Consider the following 21,643-nt stretch of genomic DNA (forward strand, 5'->3'; position numbering starts at 1 on the left):
CCGATGTGGAGCGAGACTTGCTTTGCGTAGGGCGCTGAGGCCGAGCGGACTTGTCCGTACTACGTGTCTTTCGCGGTCCGCGTGGAGGCTGCTTTTGGCTCATCACTCTCCCTGGTGCAGGACCGACGACTCTGCGATGGACACAAATCCTCTGGCTTCCGCGGGCACCATGCCCAGCTCATCGGCAGCCGACGCGAGGTAGCGCGGCGCCGAGAACGACTCGAGCTCACTCACGAGCGCTGCGCGCTCCTGGTGCAACGTAGCGATCTCAATCTTGAGGTCGCGACGCTCGAAAGCGCCTTCAGTCATCTGGGTGTTGATCAACAGCACTGAGGCCATGGCACCGAGGATGATCAGCACGCACGTGATGGCGAAAGGTGCCAACGACCGTGCTTGTTCCGGCGCGGCGACCGCATGAAGATGGCGTCGAGGTGCCGGGGCCTGCGCGGCGCCGCGGCTGCGCGAAGGCTGGCTCGCGTTCACGGGCCGGGACTGACGAAGGGGCGCTGCACTCATGCTGCCCTCCTATGGCGCTTCGACGGGGTGGGACGGGTTCGTTCGGCGGCACGGAGCCTGACCGGCTTGGAGCGAGGATTAGCCTCTGCCTCTGCCTCGGGGGCCTTCTCCGCTCCCCGAGTGAGGAGTTTCAGGTACGGCTGATCCTCATCCGGGATGACAGGCAAACCAGGAGGGGCCGATGCTGTCGAGCCTTCCGCGAGGACGTTCTTGACGATGCGGTCCTCAAGTGAGTGATAGGACTCGACCACGATGCGGCCGCCGGTTCCCAGGGCTTCCACCGCAGCGGGTACGGCACGCTCAAGGATTTCGATCTCGCGATTGACGGCGATGCGCAATGCTTGGAACGTGCGCTTGGCGGGGTTGCCGCCAGCGGTGCGGGTGGCGGCAGGGATGCACGCCCGCACAAGGTCGACCAGTTGAGCGGAACGCTCCACGGGGTCAGTGTCGCGCCGGGCGATGATGGACTCCGCGATGCGCGCCGCGTAGCGCTCTTCGCCATACACACGCAGGATTCGCGTCAGTTCACGCTGGTCCGCGGTCGCGAGAAGGTCCGCGGCCGTCACGGAGTCCTCGGAGTTCATCCGCATATCCAGCGGAGCATCCTGGGCATATGAGAAGCCGCGGTCGGCCTCATCGATCTGGAGCGAGCTGACCCCCAGGTCCAGCAAGATTCCATCGGCCTTGTCGACGCCTGCGGCCGCGAGCGCCCCGGCCATGTCGTCGTACTCCGCGTGGTGAGCAATGAAGCGGTCACCGAAACGCTGCAGCCGCTGAGAGGCCAACGCAATGGCTTGAGGGTCGCGGTCGATTCCGACGAGCGTGGCGTCCGGGCACTGGGTGAGGAGGGCTTCCGAGTGGCCGCCCATTCCGAGCGTGCCATCGATGACGACCGCGCCCTCGTGGCTGAGCGCAGGCGCGAGAAGGTCGACGCATCGCTGAAGCATCACCGGCTGGTGACGTGATGCTGCATCCGACATGGTCCCTCCTTCCCTGTCTTTCACCGTGTTTCCCGGTCTCCCTCCGGCTCTCTGGCGGGGGGAAGTCCGTCAGAGCTGCGCGGGAGGAGGCCGCGAAACACGGTGCGTCTACATGGCGTCAAACACCTCCGCCGCAGTAGCGGCGTACTCGTCTTCGCCTCGTTCGAGGTAGTCCTCCCAGGCCTGCGCATCCCACACCTCAACGCGGGAGCCCATGCCCACCACGGCGACGTCTCGATCAAGCCCGGCGTACTTGCGTAGCGGAGTGCTGAGCAAGATTCGACCCTGCTTATCGGGAATGTCATCCGAGGCGTGACCCAGGAAGTTACGTAGGTAGTCGCGTGCGTTCTTGTTCTCCAACGGCGCGCGTCGCAGGCGGTCGTGGACGACTGCGAACTCGTCGAGGGGGAACAGGAACACACAACGATCCAGCCCACGCGTGGCAACAAGACCCGACGCGAGCCTCCCGCGAAATTTCGCGGGCAGGATCAGCCGGCCCTTGTCATCGAGTCGAGGCGTGAACGTGCCAAGGAAGACCCCTGTGGGGCCCAGACCGTGCGCCAGTGCTTCCGACACGCGATCACCTCCTCAGCGCCACGACTCGCTCGATTCCCCCACTTTACTCCACTTCTCCCCACATTTGGAGGCGAAGTCCACGATTCACCCGCGACTGACCCTAAACCTCCTGGTAAACAGCGTGGATGTCGAGTGGAGGGATTTCCGCGTCGAGGCGAGCCGAAGGCGCCCCGGGAGTGTCGCAAGCGGCGTTCATCGCATAGGCTCACCAGGTAGAGACGCAAAGGAGCTTCCATGACCCAGTCCCCTCCCACGGCCGTGCAACTCGAACAGGTCCAGCGCCGGATGAGCGCGATTCACGAGTCGATGAGCAGGGTCATTGCGGGGCAGGAAGATGCCATCACCGCCGTCCTCGCGACGGTGCTGGCACGAGGCCACGTCCTGATGGAGGACGTCCCGGGCGTGGGAAAGACCACGTTGGCCCGCGCGTTCGCCGCAAGCATCGATGCCTCGGTAGGCCGTATTCAGTTCACTCCTGACCTGCTGCCAGCGGACGTGACCGGAGTCAACATCTATCGCGCGGCTGAGCACACCTTCGAGTTTCGCCAAGGACCCGTGTTCGCCAACGTCGTCATCGCAGACGAGATCAACCGTGCTTCTCCCAAGACACAGTCAGCGCTGTTGGAATCCATGCAAGAGCGATCAGTCACCGTCGACGGGACCACTCGCCCGCTCCCAAACCCGTTTGTGGTGGTCGCGACGCAGAACCCGATCGAGATGGAGGGCACCTATCCGTTGCCCGAGGCTCAGCGCGACCGCTTCATGGCGCAGGTGTCGGTCGGGTACCCCTCAGCGCAGGCAGAGATGGCGATGCTGGACGGCCGCGACGGCGGTGGCGATCCGCTCGCCGATGTGGTCCCAGTAGCCTCAACGCGCGATATTGCCGAGGCGATGGCTACGGCCGACGCGGTCCATGCCTCTGCGGCTGCGAAGCAGTACGTTCTCGCGCTGGTCGCTGCAACGCGCGGGCATTCGGCTCTCCGGCTCGGAGCGTCCCCGCGTGCCTCGCTTCAGCTTCTCGCCGCTGCGCGAGCCACTGCCGTTATGCACGGTCGCGGCCACGTACTCCCCGAAGACATCAAGGCGCTTGCACCCGCAGTGCTGTCGCACCGCCTCCTCCCCTCCCACGAAGCCCGCCTCGCGAGCCTCGACCCCCAGGACGTCGTGACACAGATCATCGCGGACACAGCGATCCCTGGTGCACCCGCATCTCGATCGGCTACCCGCGTCGCCAGCGCACGTCGCTGACATGTCTACGCGTCACGCGTCTACGCGCCTGAGCCCCACGGGCAGCGGCGTCGGTGTCTTCATCGCCGGCGTCTCCATGGTGGCGCTCGGTGTTGGATTCGCGTCCCCAGCATTGACCTACATCGGGGTCATGACCTTTGGGGCGGCCACATTCGCGGCCATCTGGGTCGTCGTCACGGGAATTGTCCTGCCGTCGCGCTACGCGCGAGTCTCACGCGCCGTGGGACCAGGACACCCCATGGTGGGCGCGCCATCCAAGGTCATCACCACCGTCAAACCCATCCGCTGGAATGCCACCACGCACGCCATGGTGCGCGGTCTCGGAGTCAGCGAGCAGGCCGCGGCGGAGATTACGGGAACGGCCCACCAGCGCGCGGCAGTGTCGCGAGCTGACCGCGCCGTCACCCTCACCTACCCGATCACTCCCTCGTTGCGAGGGAGATGGATTCTGGGGCCGTGCGTCGTCGACTCCGCGGATCCACTCGGCCTGATGCGCGCGTCGTGCGCCATGGGCGCGACCGACGAGGTCAGCGTGTGGCCCCAGATACACGACCTCTCCGACGTAGCCCGCGCGATCATGGGTGAAGCAGAACAGACACGCTCGGGCACGAGGTCCTCCTCGGCCGACGACGCATCACTGCGCGAGTACCACGAAGGCGACGACCTGCGCCGAGTCCATTGGGCATCGTCCGCACGCCGAGGCACCATGCTCGTACGCAGCGACGAGCACGAAGGCAAGCGGCCCGCAGTGGTTGTGCTGGACCTTCCCTTTGCCCCGCAGGCCACCGAGTGGGCAATTTCGGCGGCGGCGTCGATCGCGTGCAGCGTCCTCGATTCCGGCCACGCGGCACATATTCATGCGCGGGACCTGCCCCCAGCGCAGGCACACACCGGCGATGCTCGTGCGCGCCTCCTCGACTCCCTGATCGATCTCGAGGCACCTGCACGCAGGCGAGCCGAAGATCTCCTGGAACCCATTTCTGCAGCCTTCGACGTGGCACGTCGGGGCGCGGTCGTCTTTGCCGTCCTCGAGCCTGCGAGCGACGAAACGCTCCGCGCGCTGAGCGCACTTGGCCCCGATGGCCGAGCGTGGGCGCTGGTCCGCGAGACCGGTAACGCAGCCGCGGCCGGTCGCACCGCGGCGTCGCTTCGCGCGGCGGGATGGCACGTTGCCCTCGTTGACTCCAACGCCGGCGTGCCCGACGGGTGGGGGCATCTCCTCAAGGAGGCCGTGAGCGTATGACCTTGCAGCCTCGCGCCGGCGCCCGGACCCTTGCCACTGCGCTTATCGCACTGGCATCGTTGTTGGGTCTCAACGCCGTGTCTGCATGGGTCACGTTCGACGGCGGCATCGCCACCATCACGCTCATTCTGTTGGCCACCGCGACCGCCGTCGCGTTGACTCGTGCCTATTCGCCGGTGCGCGCACTTCCCAGCCTGGTGGGCATCGTCGTCGCGATCGTCGTGAGCGTCCCATTCTTCTCGGTTGGCGACGATGGGAGCACGAATTGGCTCCCCACGCCCGAGGCGCTGGGGCAACTCGGCGACGTCGCACGCGATGGTGTGAACTATGCCGCAATCACGGTCGCCCCTGCTGACCTCACTGCGGGGCTCACCCTTCTCATCGCGCTTGCCGTCGTAGCGACCTTCCTCGCCTCCGACCTGTTGGGCGTGGGCCTTGGCTTCGCAGCATCGGCCGGCATCATCTTGCTTGCCCCGTGGCTACCCGCTGTCATCCTCGACAGGTCCGTACCGATCCTGCCCCTGATGGTCGCTGTCGGATGCTGGATCGCCACCCTGGGGCTGATGCGCCGCGGCGAAGGTGCTCGCCGCACCGCGCCACCACTGGCACCGCCATTGCTCGCTGCGACGGCTGTCGTACTGGTCGCCACGATCGTCTCACCGCTCCTGGTCAGCGGCCCCGGCTGGGGCTCCTTGCCGAGGTTCGCTGCGGCAGGCCCCGGCGCCGAAGTCACTCGCCTCAGCCTGGACCTGGATCTGCGCGCCTCTCTTGGTGCACGCTCGTCCGTGCCCGTCCTGCGGTACACCACCGACGGAGGGCGCCCGAGCGCGTTCAAGTTCCACACCGTCAGTGACTTCAACGGCGTCACGTGGGCGGACACCGGCGCCGAGAACCTCGAGCCGCAGGCCGACGATGCCGTGTTGTGGTCGGCACCCGTGGATGACTGGGAAGAGCAACGGCTTATGACCATCGCGCTCGATCCCGTCGGCGTGGGCGAGTCCAACCTGCCGCTTCCCACCGCCCCGCGGGTCGTCGAAACGGATGCCTCATGGGAGTACGACGCCCAACTCGACGAGGCGGAGGTGACCAGCGGCTCCGCGCGCGGCCAAGAACTCATGATCACGGCTGCGACCTCGTACGTCACGGGAGAGCGGCTCTTGGCGGCGCAAGACAATGTCGGCACCGAGCTCGATGCTGTGCCGGGTATCTACCTTGAACTCCCCGATGCCATGGACGCCGAGGGCGTGCTGGCGGTCGCCCAAGAAGTCACCGCGGACGCGACCACCCGCCACGAGCAAGCCGTCGCGCTCCAGCAGTACCTACGCAATCCCATGGAGTTCACATACGACACGTCGGTACAGGACAGCACGGACGATGCTGTCAGTACCTTCCTGGACGAACGGTCGGGATACTGCGTCCAGTTCGCGACGGCTATGACGATGATGGCGCGCACCTTGTCGATCCCTGCTCGGCTCGCCGTGGGTTACTTGCCAGGTCAGATCAATTCCGAACGCGAGTACGTCGTGACGGGCTCCGAGGCTCACGCCTGGCCTGAACTGTGGTTCCCGGGCGTCGGGTGGGTCCGCTTTGAGCCCACCCCAGCCGTGCAAACTGGCTCTGCCCCCTGGTACGCCACGAACGCCGCAGTCGACACCGCGGCCGCGCCGGACGCGTCAGACCAAATCACGCCGAAGCCGGAAGACGAGGAACTCCCCGAAGAGATCGAGCCAACGACCGAGGGAACCTCGGCACCCGTGACGACGGCCTCCAGCGACGACTCGTCCGTATGGTGGCTCGTCGCCCTTGCCGGCGTGCTGCTGCTCACCAGTGGAATCTGGGCGTACCTGCGTCACCGCGCGAGCCGGCCACCCGAGGCGGCTGCCACGGACGGAGTTTGGGCGCGTCTGTACCGCGACGTGCCCGATGGGATGCGCTGGCCTGAATCTCTGACCCCAACGGAGGCAGTCGAGTACGTGCGCGCCGAGCGGACCGAACGGGGCGATCCGCTTCCTACGCACGCAGATGATGCGCTCGCTCACCTGGCGCATGCGGTCACCGCCTATCGCTACGACCCTGCGGGCACTGACGTACCGCTAGCCCACATGAACGCGTGGCGCGCGACGGTCGTCGATGCACTCAAGGCAACCGGCGCGCGGAAGTAAGCCACGGCATCGGCCCTGCCCGAAAGACCCCGGGCGGGACCGCCTGGAGCCGGACACAGCAATGCCCCGGGCTTCGACGCCCGGGGCACTACTTAGAAAATCTCTGAACCGACCCTAAAAGTCGCCGTTCTCCCGGCGACGATCGAATCGCTCTTCGAAGCGCTGCATGAAGTCCTTGTTGTCGCTGGCAGGCTTTGCCTGCGGCGTAGGACGCTTAGGCCGCGGCGCGGCTGCGGCCTCTGCAGTGGGCTCTTCCTTCTTCCCGGTGGCCAGGAGCGTCCACAAGGCGACACCAGCCATCAGGACGAAGCCAGCGATTCCCAAGACGGGGATCTGCATGGCCACACCAGCGACCACGATGCCCAGCCCGGCGATGACGCCGATGATGCCGATAATGACGCGCGTAGGCGTCGCCGACGATCGATTCATGGCACGGTGAAGCGACGGGTCACTCCCGAGATCTTGTTCAAGCTCGTCGAGTACACGCTGCTCATACTCAGAAAGCGGCATGATGCCCTCCTCCAACACGGTCTGTGGCGTAGACCCTAGTCTAGTTCGCGTCGCCCTCGCACACTAGTCCTGGCGCAGAAAGTTGGATCATGTCTCCCCGCTCACCTCAAAATCCCGTCGCAGCGGGGGTTAAACGCGGTGTCGACATGCCAATTTCGAGTGGAATGGTGCGGCTCGAGGACGAGCCTGATGGGTCAACGATCGTATGGGTGGGTGGAGTTCCCAGTTCTTCGATGCGGATTGAGCCCGATTTCTTGGACTTCGAGTACATGCGGCACGAGGCTGCGGCTGTCGATGCGTGGGCGCGCCCCGAACGGCTGCTTGCGCTCCACGTCGGCGCTGGGGTGTGCACGCTGCCACGCTATCTGGCGCATCGCTACGGCGACTCTCGGCACATCGCGGTGGACATCGATGCCGATCTACCCCGGCTGGCACGTGAGTGGTGGGACCTGCCCCGCGCGCCACGGCTGCGCATTCGAGAGCAAGACGGGCTCGAGGCATTAACGACGCGCCACGACGACAGCATTGACCTGCTGGTGCGTGACGCGTTCGCAGGCGACGAGACTCCCCCGCCCCTGTGCAGCGACCAGTGGTGGACCGAGGCCCGCCGAGTGCTCCGGCCGGGCGGATTGATTCTTGCCAATGTGGGGACAAGGCCGGGCGGGTCCGCACACAGGACCGATGCGCGCGCGGCGAGCGACGTGTTTGGCGCGATGGTGGCGATCGGTGAGCCCGCAGTGCTCAAGGGGCGACGTCGCGGCAATGTGATCCTGGCGCACTCGTCGGGACTGAACGTTGATCAGCTCCGGAGGTACGCCGCTTCTGCACCGCTACCCACCGGAGTCTCGACTCGCTGGCCTGCCTAAAGCCTGGCGCGCCCGCGTGCAGCACCGCACGTGAGGCCCCTGAAGACACACAAAGGCCGCTGCCGGTTTCCCGGCAGCGGCCTTCGCTGCTATTGAAAGTCTCTAGGTCTTAGAGGGGGCGAACGTTCGCCGCCTGGGGGCCCTTCGGACCGTCCGTGACCTCGAACTCGACGCGCTGCGCCTCTTCGAGGCTCTTGTAGCCGTCGGTCTCGATTGCCGAGTAGTGGACGAACACGTCGTCGCTCGAACCATCCTGAGCGATGAAGCCGTAGCCCTTTTCAGCGTTGAACCACTTCACAGATCCCTGTGCCATGCGTATTTCCTTTGTCTATCTTGCCCGCGGACGGGAGCAACGAACACTTTGCTCGCCGCTGTCGCCGCAATGTTCTTGTTCCGGGCCAGACAGACCGGTTCTTGCACACTACGTTTTCTGCAACCACCCCTAGTGTGTCACGGATTACGTCCCAGGGGGAGAGTCTCCGCGCTGTTGTTTGAGGAATTTCTCGAATTCGGCACCCAATTCGTCTGCCGAAGGCAGTGGACCGTCCGCTTCGATGCCGTCCTCACGGCGCTCCATGAAGGCGTCGTACTGCTCTTCTAGCGCCGTCACAAGGGTCTGGATCTCCTCCGACTCGGAGGCCTGACGCACAATTTCGCTCTCAGCGACTTCGATGTCCTCTGTCAGTCCCTCGGAGTCAAGCAACAGTCCGGAGATGTCCTCGATCGCCGAGATTGCGCGCGTTGCGGCCTGCGGGTACGACGACTGCGAAAGGTAGTGCGGGACGTGCACGGCGACGTTGACCGCCGACAGACCCCACTGACCAAAGCGGTACTCCATCAGGTTCATGGCACTGGCGGGGACAGCCGCGTTGCCGAAGAAGGACGGTGAGTCCGGCAGCAGCTCCTGCGGCGTGCCGTGCACCGTCACGCCAAGCGGGCGCGTGTGCGGCGAAGCCATCGGAATGCCATGGGCACCAAGGGTGAGCCCCACGTGGGTGCGCGAGACAATCTCCCGCATCGCGGCGATGTAGCCCTCCCACCGAATGTCCGGTTCAAAGCCGTGCAAGAACAGGAACGGCGTGTCCTCGCTGTCACGGACGATGTCCACGTGCAGGTGTGGTTCGTCGTAGTCCGTGAACTCGTTGACGGAGAACGTCATCTCGGGGCGGCGCGAGCGGTAGTCCAGCAATTCGTCGATATCGAACGAGGCAAGCCGGATGGGCTCGGAGTTGTCCAGAATCTGCGAGGCCACGAGTGACCCGGTCTTGCCGGCATCGATGAAGCCTCGCAAGGAGTGCATGAGGACCGCAGAGTCGGCGGGCGCAATACGCGCCCACTCCTCGACACCGTCGGGGTCCCAGCTCAGGAGTGAAGAGTTCATAGTTCCTTCATTGTTTCACGCGAGGTGCGTGCATCGGCCGATGCACGCTGAGCGCGAAACACCGGCCGTCCCAGGTGAATTCCCGGCAAGGCGGTGGCACTCACCCCAAGTTGCGGGGATAATAGAGGACTGCCTCGGCGCGAGCGGGCTGGGGATGAAGGGCGAAAGCATGCAAGACGACAGCACCCGGACCGACTTTGGACTGGATGCCGAGCAAGACGTGATCGATGGGCTCTATGGCCGCCTCGATGACGTGCGCACCGAAACGGAACTGCGCCTGGCTCAAATCCGCAAGGAGGGACCCTCCGGTTCCCCGCAGAACCGATCGGAACGCGATGCGTTTGCGACTCTCTACGAGGACCGCATCATGCAGCTGGACGCCGTCGAGGACCGCCTGTGCTTTGGGCGGCTCGACCTGGCAGACGGCGACCGCCTCTACGTAGGCCGCATCGGTTTGTCCGATGAGCAGCACGCTCCCCTGCTGACCGACTGGCGTGCCCCCGCCGCCCGTGCCTTCTACTCCGCCACCGCTGCTTCCCCCTCCGGCGTCGTCAATCGTCGGCACCTGACCACGCGTGGCCGCACCGTAGTCGCTGTCGAAGACGATGTCCTCGACGTCGCAGCCCTTCGCGAAGCAGGTCTCGAAGACACCCTCGCCGGTGAGGGCGCACTGCTCGCCGCCCTGGACGCGCGCCGCACCGGACGCATGGGCGACATCGTGGCGACGATCCAGGCCGAACAGGACGCGGTCATCCGTGCCGGTCTCGACGGCGCTCTCGTTGTCCAAGGTGGCCCCGGTTCGGGCAAGACGGCTGTGGCCCTGCACCGTGCAGCCTTCCTGCTCTATCACCACCGCGAGCAACTCGAACGGCGCGGCGTCCTCATGATTGGACCGTCGGCTCAGTTCCTGCGCTACATCGACCACGTGCTGCCATCGTTGGGCGAAACCGGCGCGGTCTCGACCACCATGGCGGGCCTGGTCCCGGGCGTCCGAGTCACGGCCATTGAGGAAGACGACATTGCCTCCGTCAAGGGCCGCACGATCATGGGCCGCGTCATCAAGAACGCGGTCCGCGAGCGCCAGCGCCAGCCACGTGCCGATCAGGAAGTCAGCATCGACGGGCGCACCGTGGTCATCCGCCGTGCCGATATCCGCGATGCCCAGGCGAAGGCGCGCCGCGAGGGAAAACCACACAACGAAGCGCGCGCCAGCTTTGCCAAGGAGATGATTTCGCGTCTCACCACACAGCTGATGGAACAACTCGATCATCAGCTCGACGGTGAGGAGCGCATGGAACTCGAGCGCGATGTGCGCGACTCGAAGACCATTCGCATCGCGCTGAACCTATGTTGGTTGCCGATCACGCCGCAGCAGTTCGTGCGTGACTTGCTGTCGAAGCCGCACCTACTCGAGCACGCAGCCCGGGGACTCAGTGCCGCCGACCGCGGTCTGCTCCTGCGTCCGGCCAACGCGCCGTTCACCGATGCCGACATTCCCCTCCTGGATGAGGCCGCTGAACTCTTGGGCGACATGCCGTCCTCCGCTCCGCGCGCTTCGCAGGGGCCCAGCGATGAGGAAGTCGCATACGCGGAGGAAGTGCTGTCGACGTTCGACACTGACGGAATGGTGACGGCTCAAGACTTGGCGCAGCGGATGCGCGGCGGTTCGTCTCGCATGAGCCTGGCCGAGCGTGCCGCGTCAGACCGCACGTGGACCTACGGCCACGTCGTCGTCGACGAGGCCCAGGAGTTGTCCCCGATGGCCTGGCGGATGTTGCTGCGCCGCTGCCCCACGAGGTCGTTCACTATTGTGGGCGACGTCGCGCAGGTGACGTCCGCGGCCGGCTCGCGGTGGTGGCCCGAGACGATGGACCCGCTGTTTGGGCCCTCGTGGCAGTTGCGCGAGCTCACCGTTTCCTACCGCATCCCGGCCGCCGTGGCAGAGGTCGCACAGGCCTTCGCGACCGCGGCCCAACTGCCTGTCAGCGAGTTGAGTGCAGCGCGCGACGTAGATGACGCGGTGGCCCAAACCAGGGCCGATGCCGGGGCACTGTCATCGACGGCCGTCGCCATTGCTGTGGGTCACGCCGAGCGGATGGCCGATGCCGAGGCCGGGTTGGTTGCCATCATTGCGCCTTCCGAATTGCTGGGAGACGTCCGACGAGCGCTTACCGACTCGGATCTAGCTGACGACGTCACCGTGTGCACGGCACGGGAGTCGAAGGGACTGGAATTCGATGTCGCGGTGGTCGTGGACCCCGCCACTATCGCGGTCCGTCCTGGCGATCTCTACGTGGCGCTCACTCGACCGACTCAGCGCCTCGAAATCGTCCACGACGGAAACCTACCTGCGGGCCTCTAGCGACCTACTGGCAGGGCCCAGCGCCCGCGATGGCCAGGCCTTGGCGGTCGCCGGGGCCCCATGCGGCTGCGGCCATATTCTCCGCATGCATGAGTTCCGTGGAATCTTCCACGTGTCCGAGGCCTACGACGTGCGCGAGTTCGTGGCGAATGATCGACTCGGCTCGCTCGGAGCCGTTGGACTCTCCGAGCAGCTCGCCGAGGTCTTCGGTATCGAGGATGACGACGCCTGCGGCAAGAAAACGCTGATCCCCGTAGGCGCCCGTGACCGAGGACGAACCTCCGAGCCCGGCGGTCGATCCAGCAAGGTCCGGAGTGCTTTCCTCATCGGACCAGCCAATGATGATGGGGGCGAACCGATCGCCGTATTCTTCCTGAATCAGGGCGCGGTCAAAGTGGGCGACCTCGTCGACCTCGCCTTCATAGGAGAACGCCAGGCCGGTGTACGTCTCGATGTCTGCAACGGCGCTAGCTACAAGGCCCTCCGCACCATCAGGCATGCCGGCCGGATTGTGTACCCAGGCCAGTTCCATGCACGGGTCGTACCGGGTCGGCTCCTCATCCTCGGTAAACAAGAAAGAGTGCTCGCCGGTCGTCGAGACCGCCACCGCTGGCGACAACCTCTCCCCCGTTGTTTGCGCCTGGGGAACGCGGATTTCCTGGCCCTCAATCTCCAGCACGTTGCGTGGCTGGCCCATGTGGGTGATGTCTTCCCAGGTCGCGCCAGTAGCCCAGATCCCGGCGCCCGCCGCAGCAGCGCCGAGCCCGAGGATGATGGCTATTCGTGTCGGCGCTCCCATGTGGCATAGCCTGCCATGAGCCCTGGTGAGACAACGACGCCAAGGCGTGCGAGCATCGGCCCGATGTAGGGGCGGGGTGTGCCGTGCGGCGTCCTTGAGGTCGCGGATTGGTCACGGGGACCAATATGGGGAAAGATGACCACGTGCGCGCACTCCTACTTGAAAATCTTCATCCCAAGGCCACCGAGAACTTCGAGGCCGCCGGCATCTCCGTCGACAACCACGGCGGAGCGATGGACGAAGACGAGTTGATCGAAGCCCTCAAGGGCGTCGAAATCCTCGGCATTCGTTCCAAGACCCAGCTCACCGAGCGAGTCATTGAAGCGTCCCCGTCACTCATCGCCGTTGGTGCATTCTCGATCGGTACCAACCAGATTGACCTCGATGCGGCAGCTCGTCGCGGTATCGCAGCGTTTAACGCTCCGTACTCGAACACCCGCTCGGTCGTGGAGATGGCAGTGTCCGAGATGATCTCGTTGACGCGCCGCCTGCCCGTGCACCAGAAGCTCATGCACGAGGGCCTGTGGAACAAGAGCGCCGATGGCGCTCACGAGATCCGCGGCCGCACGCTCGGCATCGTGGGTTACGGCAACATCGGCTCGCAACTGTCTGTCGTGGCTGAGGCCCTTGGCATGAACGTCATCTTCTATGACGCCGCCGAGAAGCTCGCACTCGGCAACGCCACCCGCATGCCTTCGCTCGACGCGTTGCTGCGCGAAGCTGACATCGTCACCCTTCACGTCGACGGTCGCAGCGGCAACCAGGGATTCTTTGGCCGTGCGCAGTTCGAGGCGATGAAGCATGGCGCGCACTTCCTGAACCTGTCCCGCGGCTTCATCGTGGATGTGGATGCTCTGCGTGAGGGCCTTGAGTCGGGCGCGATTGGCGGTGCCGCCATCGACGTGTTCCCCGAGGAGCCCAAGAAGAAGGGTGACCCCTTCATCACTCCGCTGCAGAACATCCCGAACGTGATCCTCACCCCGCACATCGGTGGTTCAACCGAAGAGGCTCAGCGCGACATCGGCATCTTCGTGTCGACGCGCCTGGTGGACTACGTCCAGAAGGGCTCGACCTCGCTGAGCGTGAACGTGCCCAGCCAGCAGCTTGATCGCCCCATGGGTTCGCACCGTATTGCTCACCTGCACGAGAACATCCCCGGTGTGCTCGCGGCCGTCAACCACGTCTTTGCCGAGCACGACGTCAACATCGAGGGCCAGATGCTCTCGACGCGGGGCGAACTCGGTTACGTCGTGACGGACGTCGCTGCCGGCCTGACTGACGAGGCCGTGGCCGCGCTTGGCGCCATGCCCGGCACCGTTCGTCTGCGGGTGCTCTCATAACTGGCGACGCAGTCCAATTCGCAGACCTCGGTCTGCCCGACGCCCTCATCCAAGCGCTGGACAAGGCAGGTCTCACGACCGCGTTCCCGATCCAGTCGGCGACGATCGCCGATGCCCTGGCTGGGCGCGACGTGCTGGGCAAAGCACGCACCGGCTCGGGAAAGACGCTCGGATTCGGGCTACCCGCCATTTCCCGTCTAGCCGACGGTCCTGCGCCTGAAGCGCGCAAGCCGCGTGCAATCGTCCTGGTCCCCACCCGGGAACTCGCGATGCAGGTCAATGACGCGCTGGAGCCCTTCGCTCACGCTATGCAGGTTTCGCTACGTCTCGTTGCCGGCGGCCTGTCGATGACGAAGCAGGTCCAGGCGCTCAACCGTGGCGTGCACCTCGTGGTGGCCACACCCGGCCGCCTCGCGGACCTTGTTCGCCGCGGCAATGCCGACATGTCTGACGTCGATCTCGTCGTCCTCGATGAGGCCGACCACATGGCGGACATGGGCTTCATGGACGAGATCAACGAGATCCTCGAGCACGTGCCCTCCGGAGGTCAGCGGCTCCTCTTCTCTGCGACCCTCGACGGCGACGTCGATCGCCTCGTCGCCGAGCACATGAGCGACCCGGTACTCCACGACGTCACCGATGGTGCTGCGGCCCAAGTGGATATGACCCACGTGGTGCTGAGCATCCCGCCACACCTCAAGTACCAAACGGCGCATCGCATCGTTGCCCGCGACGGCCGCACGATCGTCTTTGTGCGCACCAAGCTCGCATGCGACCGCATCGCTACCCAGATGCGCGACGCCGGCATCCTCGCGGTTGCTCTGCACGGTGACAAGACGCAGAACGAACGCAACGCCGCCATCACCGGCTTCCGCTCGGGTCAGATTCCCGTCCTGGTCGCCACCGACGTGGCAGCACGTGGCATTCACGTGGACGCCGTCGACTTGGTCCTTCAGATGGACCCCCCAGCCGACCACAAGGACTACACGCACCGCGCCGGTCGCACGGCGCGTGCCGGTTCCGCAGGGCTGGTCGTCACGCTGTCACTTCCCCACCAGCGGCGCACGATCGACCGCTTGATCGAAAACGCTGGTGTCGACGCTACCTTCCGCAAGATCAAGGACGACGGCGACGAGTCGCTCGCGATGCTCGAGTCACTCACTGGCGCTCAGGAGCCCTCCGGAGAGCGCGTGAAGCTCCCCCGCTTGGCACCAGCCGAGCGCGAACGTGGTGGCCGCGACAAGCGCGGACGTGACAATCGCAGCGGTGGAGGCCGCGGACGCGGGCCACGCGTTGCAGGCCAACGGCGCGACCCACGCGACCGCGACGATGACCGCGCATACGGTCATGATGACCGTTCCACTGCTCGTGGCGACCGGCGACCTGCCCGTGACGACCGAGACGCGGCTCGCGGTGAACACAAGGAGCGCCCCGCCGAGCGCCAGCGGGACGACCGTGCCTCAGCCTCGCGTAGCCAGCACCGCTCTCAGGGAGATCGCCCGCAGCGCGGTGGCAAGGGTGCGAAGCCGCCACGCAAGGGTGCCAATGCACGCGCGCGCGACAACGACTGGGCCGGCGACGCGTCCCGGGGCCGCGGCGACTCACGCAAGGCTGGCTCGAGTCGTGACGGTGGCCAGTCTCGCGGCCGAAACGCGTCGACCGACCGTCGTGAGGCCAATAGTTGGGATTCCTCGCGTAAACGAGATGACTCGCGAGGCCGCTCCGAGACGAGTGGGCAGAAACTCACTTCGCGGGAGCGTGAAGCCGCCCGCCGCCAGCGCGGTCGTGACGAGGTCGATCCTCGCGACCGGCGTGGACCCAAGAAGCCGGGCAGGACATCCGCTCCTCGTGACGATACGGCACGAGGAGCGGGCGCAAAGCCCTCTCGCAAGCCTCAAGACAACGGGTCTGCCTCACATGGTGACAGTGCTGGATCCGCTGCACCGCGTGGTGAATGGCCAAAGTCGTCTCCCGATGGCAAGAAGCGGAAGAAGTCTTCGAAGGCATCCGGCCGTTCGGGCAAGCCTCGCCCCAAGAACAAGAGCCAAGCGAAGTCTAAGAAGAAGCGTTAACTTCCAGCGCCTGTCGAATCGCGCTCTGCGCGGAGGTCGCTGATTGCTCCCTGGAAGTCGTCCAGGTTCTGGAAGTTTTGGTAGACACTCGCGAAGCGCAGGTACGCGATCTCGTCGAGCTCACGCAGCGGTGGCAAGATCGCCAGCCCGATGTCCGTCGCGTTGATCTCCGCGACTCCCGAGGCGCGAATTGCTTCTTCTACCTTGTGTGCCAGCACGGCGAGGTCGTCGTCGCTGACAGGTCGTCCTTGACATGCCTTACGGACGCCGCTCATGACCTTTTCACGACTAAAGGGTTCAGCAACCCCATTGCGCTTCATGACGGTCAGGCTTGCCGTCTCCACCGTCGAGAACCGCTTTCCGCACTGGGGACACTCGCGTCGACGCCGGATGGACAGGCCATCATCGGTCGTGCGTGAATCGACGACACGAGAGTCTGGGTTCTTGCAGAACGGACAGTGCATGACACTACTGTCCCACGACCGACCCCTCAGATAGCAATCCGCCACCTACCAGCGACGCCACAAATCCGGCCTTGGCGGCGTTCCGGCTAGTCGAGAGCGGGAATTCGCAGCTGCTCGCCGACCTGGAGCGTGGAACCGGACATTGCGTTCATGTTCGAGATGTCTGCCACGGCGTCACGGACGTCCTCCCCTGGCGCGGTGATGGAGGACGCGATCGACCAGAGGGTCTCGCCGTGAGCCACCGTGTGGGTGTCATAGACAGCAGGTGTACCTGAGCCGTCACCGGCGAAGGCCTGGGGGCCAAACACCGCTGCGGCAATCGCCAAGATGACGGCCGCCAGCACGCGACGCCGACGGCGCATCACTGGACTGTCGATGATGCGGACGCGTCCGACGGAGTGAGAGGCGGCGTTGCGCTCACGCTTGTGCGCGGGTGCGGGGCTCTGGGACCGCACACGGTAAGCACCTGCGGGAATGGTCATCGCTGCTGCAGTCATGATCTCCTCCATTCGAACATCTGTTCGTCGAACATCTGTTCTATTTGTAGCACTGTCGGCACGGAAGGGCAAGACACGCTCGAACATATGTTTGATTCCTGTGCGTGGTTGCTCTACCGTCATGGAAGACAGCGAATCACCGGGGTCTGACATCGAATCGGTCACCGGGTATCTCAGGAGGAGACATGGAGCACTCAACGGGCGGCACGGATGCCACCATTCACGAGTTCCCCGACAAGGGCGGCGCCGGAGTGAGCGAGCGCCAGCGGCTCATCCTCGAGTTCATTCGCGAATGCGTCGACTCCCGCGGGTATCCGCCGTCAATGCGCGAGATTGGTCGCGCCGTCGGCTTGACCTCAACCTCTTCGGTTCAGCACCAGCTAAGTGCGCTGCAGGGCAAGGGGCTTTTGCGCCGCGACCCAAACCGGCCACGCGCGATGGAAGTGATCCTGCCGGAAGAGGCGAGCGAGACCAGCGCACCCGCAGAAGTCGTCTCGGACGGCCCGGTTCCGGCCGGAGACGTCACGACCGTACCTCTAGTGGGCCGCATCGCCGCAGGTGGGCCGGTCTTGGCCGAGCAAGCGGTCGAGGACACCTTCACACTCCCCCGCCAGCTAACGGGTCAAGGCGAGTTGTTCATGCTGACGGTCACCGGTGACTCGATGATTGACGCCGCGATCTGCGACGGCGACCTCGTCGTGGTCCGCCGGCAGAACACCGCTGAGAACGGTGACATCGTGGCCGCTCTGCTCGATGATGAGGCCACAGTGAAGACCTTCCGTCGCAAGAACGACCAGGTGTGGCTCATGCCTCACAACCCCGCGTACACGCCCATTGATGGCACTCACGCGTCCATCATGGGCAAGGTCGTGTCAGTGCTACGTAAGGTCTAACTCACGACCTCGTCGCGGCGCGCAGCTACTTCTTCCAGCCGTCTTGCCAGTGGAATTCACCGGTGATAGCGCGGCGCATGGCGTTCATCGCGTTCGCGATGGTGGTTTGGTAGACACGCGAGTCTTCGGTCTCTGCCTGCTCGGCTAGCTTTCTGGAGCCGGCCTCATACGACTGAAGATACTCCGCAAAGCGGGCGCGCTCGGCCTCTTGGCCGCGGCGAAACTCTTCGGAGGTCTCGTTGTCACTCATCGTGGTTGCCCACCCTCTCGTTGTGTTCTGCATAGAGGCTACTGCCCCTGCTTGCTCGCAGCATCGTCCAGTCGCTCAAGTGCCCCGAGCACGACGCCCCGATCGGTCGTCCCCCACAGCGGGGGCATAGACCGCGCGAGGAATCCGCCGTATCGCGCGCTCGAGAGCCGGGAGTCCAGTACCGCTACGACGCCCCGGTCAGCGGAATTACGAATCAGGCGTCCGGCACCCTGAGCCATCAGCAGCGCCGCGTGCGTAGCTGAGACGGCCATGAAGCCGTTTCCACCGCGCTGAGCGACTGCTTCGGTGCGGGCCTGAGCAATGGGCTCATCCGGGCGCGGGAACGGGATGCGGTCAATGAGCACAAGGCTCGCTGAAGCGCCGGGAACGTCAATTCCCTGCCACAGCGATGTCGACCCGAACAAGCACGCACGCGGATCAGCCTTGAACTGCTCGACGAGCGTCGGGAGCTGATCGTCCAGTTGGTAGAGGATCGGCATATCGAGGCGTTGGCGCATCGCTTCCGCGGCTGCCTGACCCGCTCGATGTGACGAGAAAAGGCCCAGAGTGCGCCCGCCCGCGGCACGGATCAGCGCCTCCATCTCATCGAGTGCCTCCTCCGAGATTCCGCCGGGACCGGGACGCGGCAGGTGCGAGGCCACGTAGAGGATGCCCTGGCGCTCATAGTCGAAGGGGCTACCCGCGTCGAGGGTTGTGGGTTCGTTGACGCCCAGGTGCGCGCTGATGGCGCGGAAGTCTCCGCCGAGCGCAAGGGTCGCGGATGTGAAGACCGCAGCCTTGTCTTCAATTAGCCGGTTCTTGACGAGACCGGCTACGTCCAAAGGTGCCGCAACGATGCGCACCGCTTGCCTGGAGTCGTAGTCGCCGTCCGGTGGGGCCAGCCAGATCACGTAGCGACCGTGCTCGCCCTGCAGTTCTTCACAGACATCGTGAATCTCCTGCAAAGCGGCGGTTGCGACCTTGGTCGTCGCCGATGCCGCTTCGGGAGTGGTCTGGCTTTCTTTCTGGATGGCGCTGAGCAACGTGCGCGTCTCCATGCGGACGGTCTCGATCGCTTGCGCTAGCCCTTCATCGAGGCCCGATCGCAACCGAGTCGGCTCGTGCTCACCCAGCGCCGCGTCCAATGCCCTCGCCGCGCTGTCGAGCGCCTCGGTTGTGTGCCCGGCTTTACGGGCGGCCCTTGCTGCACGGTCGACTCGCAGCACTGTGATCTCGTGGGTCGCGGCGGAGGTAATGCGGGAAACCAGCTCGTGGGCCTCGTCGACAATTAGAGCGTCGTGCTCGCCCAGGAGGTCGTGGGACGCAGCCTGCACGCCGAGCACGGCGTGGTTCGTCACGACGATGTGCGCCTTGGCCGCTTCATCGCGGACCTTCTGCGAGAAGCACTCCTTGATGACGGGACACTTTGACTCCAGGCACTCACGGCCGGAGACCGACACCTGGGCCCACGCGCGATGAGACACACCCGGCACCAAGTCGTCGCGGTCGCCGCTGTCAGTCTCGTCGGCCCACTGATGCAGGCGCGCCACTTCCTCGCCGAGCTCGCTCGTGGGCCCCGCCGCGATGGGCAACATGTCGTCGTCCGGCTCGCCATACCCGCCTGCGAGTTTGTGCACGCAAAGGTAGTTAGCCCGACCCTTGAACAACGACGCTGCCGGCCGCTTGCCCAACTCAGGCTCAAGAGCGTCGAGCACCATGGGCAGGTCCTTCGAGAACACCTGGCGCTGGAGCGCAAGGGTCGCAGTCGACACCACGACTCGCGACCCTTCGCGCGCGGCGTGGGCGACCGCGGGCACAAGATAGCCCAGCGACTTACCGGTACCAGTGCCCGCTTGGACTAAGACATGCTCGCCGTCACCCAGCGCTTCGTCCACCAACACGGCCATCTGGGTTTGGCCCTCACGTGCAGAGCCCCCGAGAGCGCTGACCGCGACCTCGAGCAGCCGTGCGGCCTCGGCGTCCCCGCTCACTCGCCGCTAGCCGCGTCGTGCAAGCGGCCGGCCAGAGGTTCGTCGACGAGCGCCACCAGGTGGGTTCCAGCCGCTTCGTGGTCTTCAGACAGGACCTCGCCGTGGAGGTGCACTTCGTTGACAAGGTCGCCCCGCGTGTATGGGACCACAAGGTCGATGCGTACCTCGGGTCGCGGCAGCTCACGCGCGATGAGCGCCATGAGCTCAGCGATGCCCTCGCCGGTCAGCGCGGACACTTCGATCGTCATCTCGCGTCGCCCACGAAGGCGCATGAGCGTTTCCGGCTCCGCCGCATCAGACTTGTTCAGGACGATGACTTCCTTCACGTCATCGGCCCCAGGAACGTCTGCCAGGACCTCGCGCACCGCGGAGATCTGGCTCTCCGGGTCAGGGTGCGAGGCGTCGACCACGTGCAACATCAGGTCAGCGTGCGCCACTTCTTCCAGCGTCGAGGCGAAGGCCGCCACCAACTGGTGCGGGAGGTCGCGGACAAATCCCACAGTGTCGGACACGGTGAACTCACGACCATCGGGAGTCTGAGACCGCCGAACTGTGGGGTCAAGCGTGGCGAACAGAGAGTTCTCGACCAATACTCCAGCTCCCGTCACGCGATTGAGCAGCGACGACTTTCCCGCGTTGGTGTAGCCGACAATGGCGACGTTGGGCAACGCCAAGCGCCGGTCGCGTCGCACATTGCGCGCAGGCTCCATCGCCTTGATCTGCCGGCGTAGCTGAGCCATACGCGTGTGGATACGACGGCGATCGAGCTCGATCTTGGTCTCACCGGGGCCGCGCGAGCCCATACCGGCGGCGGCGCCACCCACCTGGCCACCGGCCTGGCGGGACATCGAGTCACCCCAACCACGTAGACGTGGAAGCAGGTATTCCAGTTGCGCGAGCTCGACCTGCGCCTTGCCCTCCTTGGACTTGGCGTGCTGCGCGAAGATGTCGAGAATCAGTGCGGTGCGGTCGATGACCTTGACCTTCACCACGTCCTCAAGTGCGCGCCGCTGGCTCGGCGCAAGGTCGTCATTAACGACGACGGTGTCCGCGCCCACCGCCTTGACGATGTCCTTCACTTCTTCGGCTTTGCCCTTGCCGATGTACGTGGCTGGGTCCGGGTGAGGCCGGCGTTGCAGCACACCGTCAAGTACCTGGGAACCGGCGGTCTCGGCGAGCGCAGCGAGCTCTCTCAAGGCGACCTCGGCATCGGCTGTAGTGCCCCGCGAAAACTGCCCCACGAGGACAACTTTCTCGAGACGCAACTGGCGGTACTCGACCTCAGTAATGTCTTCGAGCTCTGTCGAGAGGTTGTCGACGCGGCGCAATGCGGCGCGCTCGTCGCGGTCGAACTGGTCGCCGTCGTAATCGGTGCGTGCGGTGGCGCCAGCGGCTACCGCGGTGCCGGCGCGCGACAGTACGCGCTCGATCGTCGCATCGTCGCGGCTCGCCTGCTCGGCGCTGGTCGGGGTGTCAAGGTCAGCCATATGCCT

General features: G+C 65.2%; 20 protein-coding genes. 8 read left to right on the forward strand and 12 right to left on the reverse strand.

Annotated elements, in window-relative coordinates:
- Nucleotides 1-102: 102 nt before the first annotated feature.
- The 3 genes from ftsL to mraZ form a co-directional block, all read right to left on the reverse strand.
- Nucleotides 103-516, reverse strand: a complete 414-nt coding sequence (gene ftsL, locus AOP74_RS00455; RefSeq protein WP_061960371.1) for a cell division protein FtsL — start codon at nucleotides 514-516, stop codon at nucleotides 103-105.
- A complete protein-coding gene (gene rsmH / locus AOP74_RS00460) occupies nucleotides 513-1,496 on the reverse strand; it encodes a 16S rRNA (cytosine(1402)-N(4))-methyltransferase RsmH (protein ID WP_061960372.1) in 984 nt (327 codons plus the stop codon). The genes ftsL and rsmH overlap by 4 nt, the downstream gene beginning before the upstream one ends.
- Before the next feature lie 108 nt (nucleotides 1,497-1,604).
- Nucleotides 1,605-2,072 carry a division/cell wall cluster transcriptional repressor MraZ gene (mraZ, locus tag AOP74_RS00465; protein ID WP_061960373.1) on the reverse strand — a complete coding sequence of 156 codons (468 nt, stop codon included), beginning with the start codon at nucleotides 2,070-2,072 and terminating at the stop codon, nucleotides 1,605-1,607.
- A gap of 234 nt (nucleotides 2,073-2,306) precedes the next feature.
- Between mraZ and AOP74_RS00470 the strand changes: the two genes are divergently transcribed.
- From AOP74_RS00470 to AOP74_RS00480, 3 genes are read left to right on the forward strand one after another with little or no spacing between them, the layout of a single operon-like run.
- Nucleotides 2,307-3,320, forward strand: a complete 1,014-nt coding sequence (locus AOP74_RS00470; RefSeq protein WP_061960374.1) for an AAA family ATPase — start codon at nucleotides 2,307-2,309, stop codon at nucleotides 3,318-3,320.
- Between the two features lies 1 nt (nucleotide 3,321).
- Nucleotides 3,322-4,563: a DUF58 domain-containing protein gene (locus tag AOP74_RS00475; RefSeq protein ID WP_061960375.1), complete on the forward strand. Its 1,242-nt coding sequence runs from the start codon at nucleotides 3,322-3,324 to the stop codon at nucleotides 4,561-4,563.
- A complete protein-coding gene (locus AOP74_RS00480; protein ID WP_061960376.1) occupies nucleotides 4,560-6,725 on the forward strand; it encodes a transglutaminase TgpA family protein in 2,166 nt (721 codons plus the stop codon). Before AOP74_RS00475 ends, AOP74_RS00480 begins: the two co-directional genes overlap by 4 nt.
- Before the next feature lie 114 nt (nucleotides 6,726-6,839).
- Here AOP74_RS00480 and AOP74_RS00485 read toward each other — a convergent pair whose 3' ends face one another.
- Nucleotides 6,840-7,235 carry an SCO2097 family morphological protein gene (locus tag AOP74_RS00485; protein ID WP_061960377.1) on the reverse strand — a complete coding sequence of 132 codons (396 nt, stop codon included), beginning with the start codon at nucleotides 7,233-7,235 and terminating at the stop codon, nucleotides 6,840-6,842.
- A 146-nt stretch (nucleotides 7,236-7,381) separates the two neighbouring features.
- On the opposite strand from AOP74_RS00485, the gene AOP74_RS00490 reads away from it, so the two are divergent.
- A complete protein-coding gene (locus AOP74_RS00490; protein WP_160297425.1) occupies nucleotides 7,382-8,101 on the forward strand; it encodes a spermidine synthase in 720 nt (239 codons plus the stop codon).
- 109 nt (nucleotides 8,102-8,210) lie between these two features.
- On the opposite strand, the gene AOP74_RS00495 is transcribed toward AOP74_RS00490, so the two are convergent.
- A complete protein-coding gene (locus AOP74_RS00495) occupies nucleotides 8,211-8,414 on the reverse strand; it encodes a cold-shock protein (protein WP_061960379.1) in 204 nt (67 codons plus the stop codon).
- Nucleotides 8,415-8,558: 144 nt separating this feature from the next.
- Complete coding sequence (locus tag AOP74_RS00500; RefSeq protein WP_061960380.1) at nucleotides 8,559-9,482, reverse strand: proteasome assembly chaperone family protein; 924 nt, start codon at nucleotides 9,480-9,482, stop codon at nucleotides 8,559-8,561.
- Nucleotides 9,483-9,651: 169 nt separating this feature from the next.
- Here AOP74_RS00500 and AOP74_RS00505 point away from each other — a divergent pair, with 169 nt between their 5' ends.
- On the forward strand, nucleotides 9,652-11,844 hold the full coding sequence (locus AOP74_RS00505) for a HelD family protein (protein ID WP_061961849.1): 2,193 nt from the start codon (nucleotides 9,652-9,654) through the stop codon (nucleotides 11,842-11,844).
- A gap of 4 nt (nucleotides 11,845-11,848) precedes the next feature.
- Here AOP74_RS00505 and AOP74_RS00510 read toward each other — a convergent pair whose 3' ends face one another.
- Nucleotides 11,849-12,643 (reverse strand): hypothetical protein, encoded by a 795-nt coding sequence (locus tag AOP74_RS00510; protein WP_061960381.1) that lies wholly within the window; start codon nucleotides 12,641-12,643, stop codon nucleotides 11,849-11,851.
- Nucleotides 12,644-12,768: 125 nt separating this feature from the next.
- On the opposite strand from AOP74_RS00510, the gene serA reads away from it, so the two are divergent.
- Nucleotides 12,769-13,983, forward strand: coding sequence for a phosphoglycerate dehydrogenase (gene serA, locus AOP74_RS00515; protein ID WP_061960382.1), 1,215 nt, complete (start codon nucleotides 12,769-12,771; stop codon nucleotides 13,981-13,983).
- 89 nt (nucleotides 13,984-14,072) lie between these two features.
- Nucleotides 14,073-16,055, forward strand: a complete 1,983-nt coding sequence (locus AOP74_RS00520; RefSeq protein ID WP_269078712.1) for a DEAD/DEAH box helicase — start codon at nucleotides 14,073-14,075, stop codon at nucleotides 16,053-16,055.
- Here the strand turns inward: AOP74_RS00520 and nrdR are convergent.
- A complete protein-coding gene (nrdR, locus tag AOP74_RS00525; protein WP_061960384.1) occupies nucleotides 16,052-16,519 on the reverse strand; it encodes a transcriptional regulator NrdR in 468 nt (155 codons plus the stop codon). The two genes, AOP74_RS00520 and nrdR, sit on opposite strands and share 4 nt — an antisense overlap.
- Nucleotides 16,520-16,605: 86 nt before the next feature.
- Entirely contained in the window at nucleotides 16,606-17,016 is a 411-nt protein-coding gene (locus AOP74_RS00530) for a LysM peptidoglycan-binding domain-containing protein (RefSeq protein WP_061960385.1), read from the reverse strand.
- A gap of 185 nt (nucleotides 17,017-17,201) precedes the next feature.
- On the opposite strand from AOP74_RS00530, the gene lexA reads away from it, so the two are divergent.
- Nucleotides 17,202-17,909, forward strand: a complete 708-nt coding sequence (lexA, locus tag AOP74_RS00535; protein ID WP_061960386.1) for a transcriptional repressor LexA — start codon at nucleotides 17,202-17,204, stop codon at nucleotides 17,907-17,909.
- Between the two features lie 25 nt (nucleotides 17,910-17,934).
- Here the strand turns inward: lexA and AOP74_RS00540 are convergent, their stop codons facing one another.
- From AOP74_RS00540 to hflX, 3 genes are read right to left on the reverse strand one after another with little or no spacing between them, the layout of a single operon-like run.
- Nucleotides 17,935-18,159 carry a hypothetical protein gene (locus AOP74_RS00540; RefSeq protein WP_061960387.1) on the reverse strand — a complete coding sequence of 75 codons (225 nt, stop codon included), beginning with the start codon at nucleotides 18,157-18,159 and terminating at the stop codon, nucleotides 17,935-17,937.
- A gap of 38 nt (nucleotides 18,160-18,197) precedes the next feature.
- The gene (locus tag AOP74_RS00545) at nucleotides 18,198-20,150 is read right to left on the reverse strand and encodes an ATP-dependent DNA helicase (protein WP_061960388.1); all 1,953 of its coding nucleotides are present in this window, start codon (nucleotides 20,148-20,150) and stop codon (nucleotides 18,198-18,200) included.
- Nucleotides 20,147-21,637: a GTPase HflX gene (gene hflX, locus AOP74_RS00550; protein WP_061960389.1), complete on the reverse strand. Its 1,491-nt coding sequence runs from the start codon at nucleotides 21,635-21,637 to the stop codon at nucleotides 20,147-20,149. The genes AOP74_RS00545 and hflX overlap by 4 nt, the downstream gene beginning before the upstream one ends.
- Nucleotides 21,638-21,643 lie beyond the last annotated feature (6 nt).

The organism is Demequina flava (genome assembly GCF_000975035.1).
Classification (GTDB): Bacteria; Actinomycetota; Actinomycetes; order Actinomycetales; family Demequinaceae; genus Demequina; species Demequina flava.

Excerpts from the sequence above, each read along its gene's own strand:
- rsmH (WP_061960372.1), bottom strand. The coding sequence starts at position 1,496 with ATGTCGGATGCAGCATCACGTCACCAGCCGGTGATGCTTCAGCGATGC.
- AOP74_RS00495 (WP_061960379.1), bottom strand. The coding sequence starts at position 8,414 with ATGGCACAGGGATCTGTGAAGTGGTTCAACGCTGAAAAGGGCTACGGC.
- AOP74_RS00540 (WP_061960387.1), bottom strand. The coding sequence starts at position 18,159 with ATGAGTGACAACGAGACCTCCGAAGAGTTTCGCCGCGGCCAAGAGGCC.
- serA (WP_061960382.1), top strand. The coding sequence starts at position 12,769 with ATGGGGAAAGATGACCACGTGCGCGCACTCCTACTTGAAAATCTTCAT.
- ftsL (WP_061960371.1), bottom strand. The coding sequence starts at position 516 with ATGAGTGCAGCGCCCCTTCGTCAGTCCCGGCCCGTGAACGCGAGCCAG.
- AOP74_RS00470 (WP_061960374.1), top strand. The coding sequence starts at position 2,307 with ATGACCCAGTCCCCTCCCACGGCCGTGCAACTCGAACAGGTCCAGCGC.
- AOP74_RS00485 (WP_061960377.1), bottom strand. The coding sequence starts at position 7,235 with ATGCCGCTTTCTGAGTATGAGCAGCGTGTACTCGACGAGCTTGAACAA.
- nrdR (WP_061960384.1), bottom strand. The coding sequence starts at position 16,519 with ATGCACTGTCCGTTCTGCAAGAACCCAGACTCTCGTGTCGTCGATTCA.
- AOP74_RS00490 (WP_160297425.1), top strand. The coding sequence starts at position 7,382 with ATGCCAATTTCGAGTGGAATGGTGCGGCTCGAGGACGAGCCTGATGGG.
- AOP74_RS00475 (WP_061960375.1), top strand. The coding sequence starts at position 3,322 with ATGTCTACGCGTCACGCGTCTACGCGCCTGAGCCCCACGGGCAGCGGC.
- hflX (WP_061960389.1), bottom strand. The coding sequence starts at position 21,637 with ATGGCTGACCTTGACACCCCGACCAGCGCCGAGCAGGCGAGCCGCGAC.
- AOP74_RS00500 (WP_061960380.1), bottom strand. The coding sequence starts at position 9,482 with ATGAACTCTTCACTCCTGAGCTGGGACCCCGACGGTGTCGAGGAGTGG.
- AOP74_RS00510 (WP_061960381.1), bottom strand. The coding sequence starts at position 12,643 with ATGGGAGCGCCGACACGAATAGCCATCATCCTCGGGCTCGGCGCTGCT.
- AOP74_RS00505 (WP_061961849.1), top strand. The coding sequence starts at position 9,652 with ATGCAAGACGACAGCACCCGGACCGACTTTGGACTGGATGCCGAGCAA.
- AOP74_RS00480 (WP_061960376.1), top strand. The coding sequence starts at position 4,560 with ATGACCTTGCAGCCTCGCGCCGGCGCCCGGACCCTTGCCACTGCGCTT.
- AOP74_RS00530 (WP_061960385.1), bottom strand. The coding sequence starts at position 17,016 with ATGACTGCAGCAGCGATGACCATTCCCGCAGGTGCTTACCGTGTGCGG.
- lexA (WP_061960386.1), top strand. The coding sequence starts at position 17,202 with ATGGAGCACTCAACGGGCGGCACGGATGCCACCATTCACGAGTTCCCC.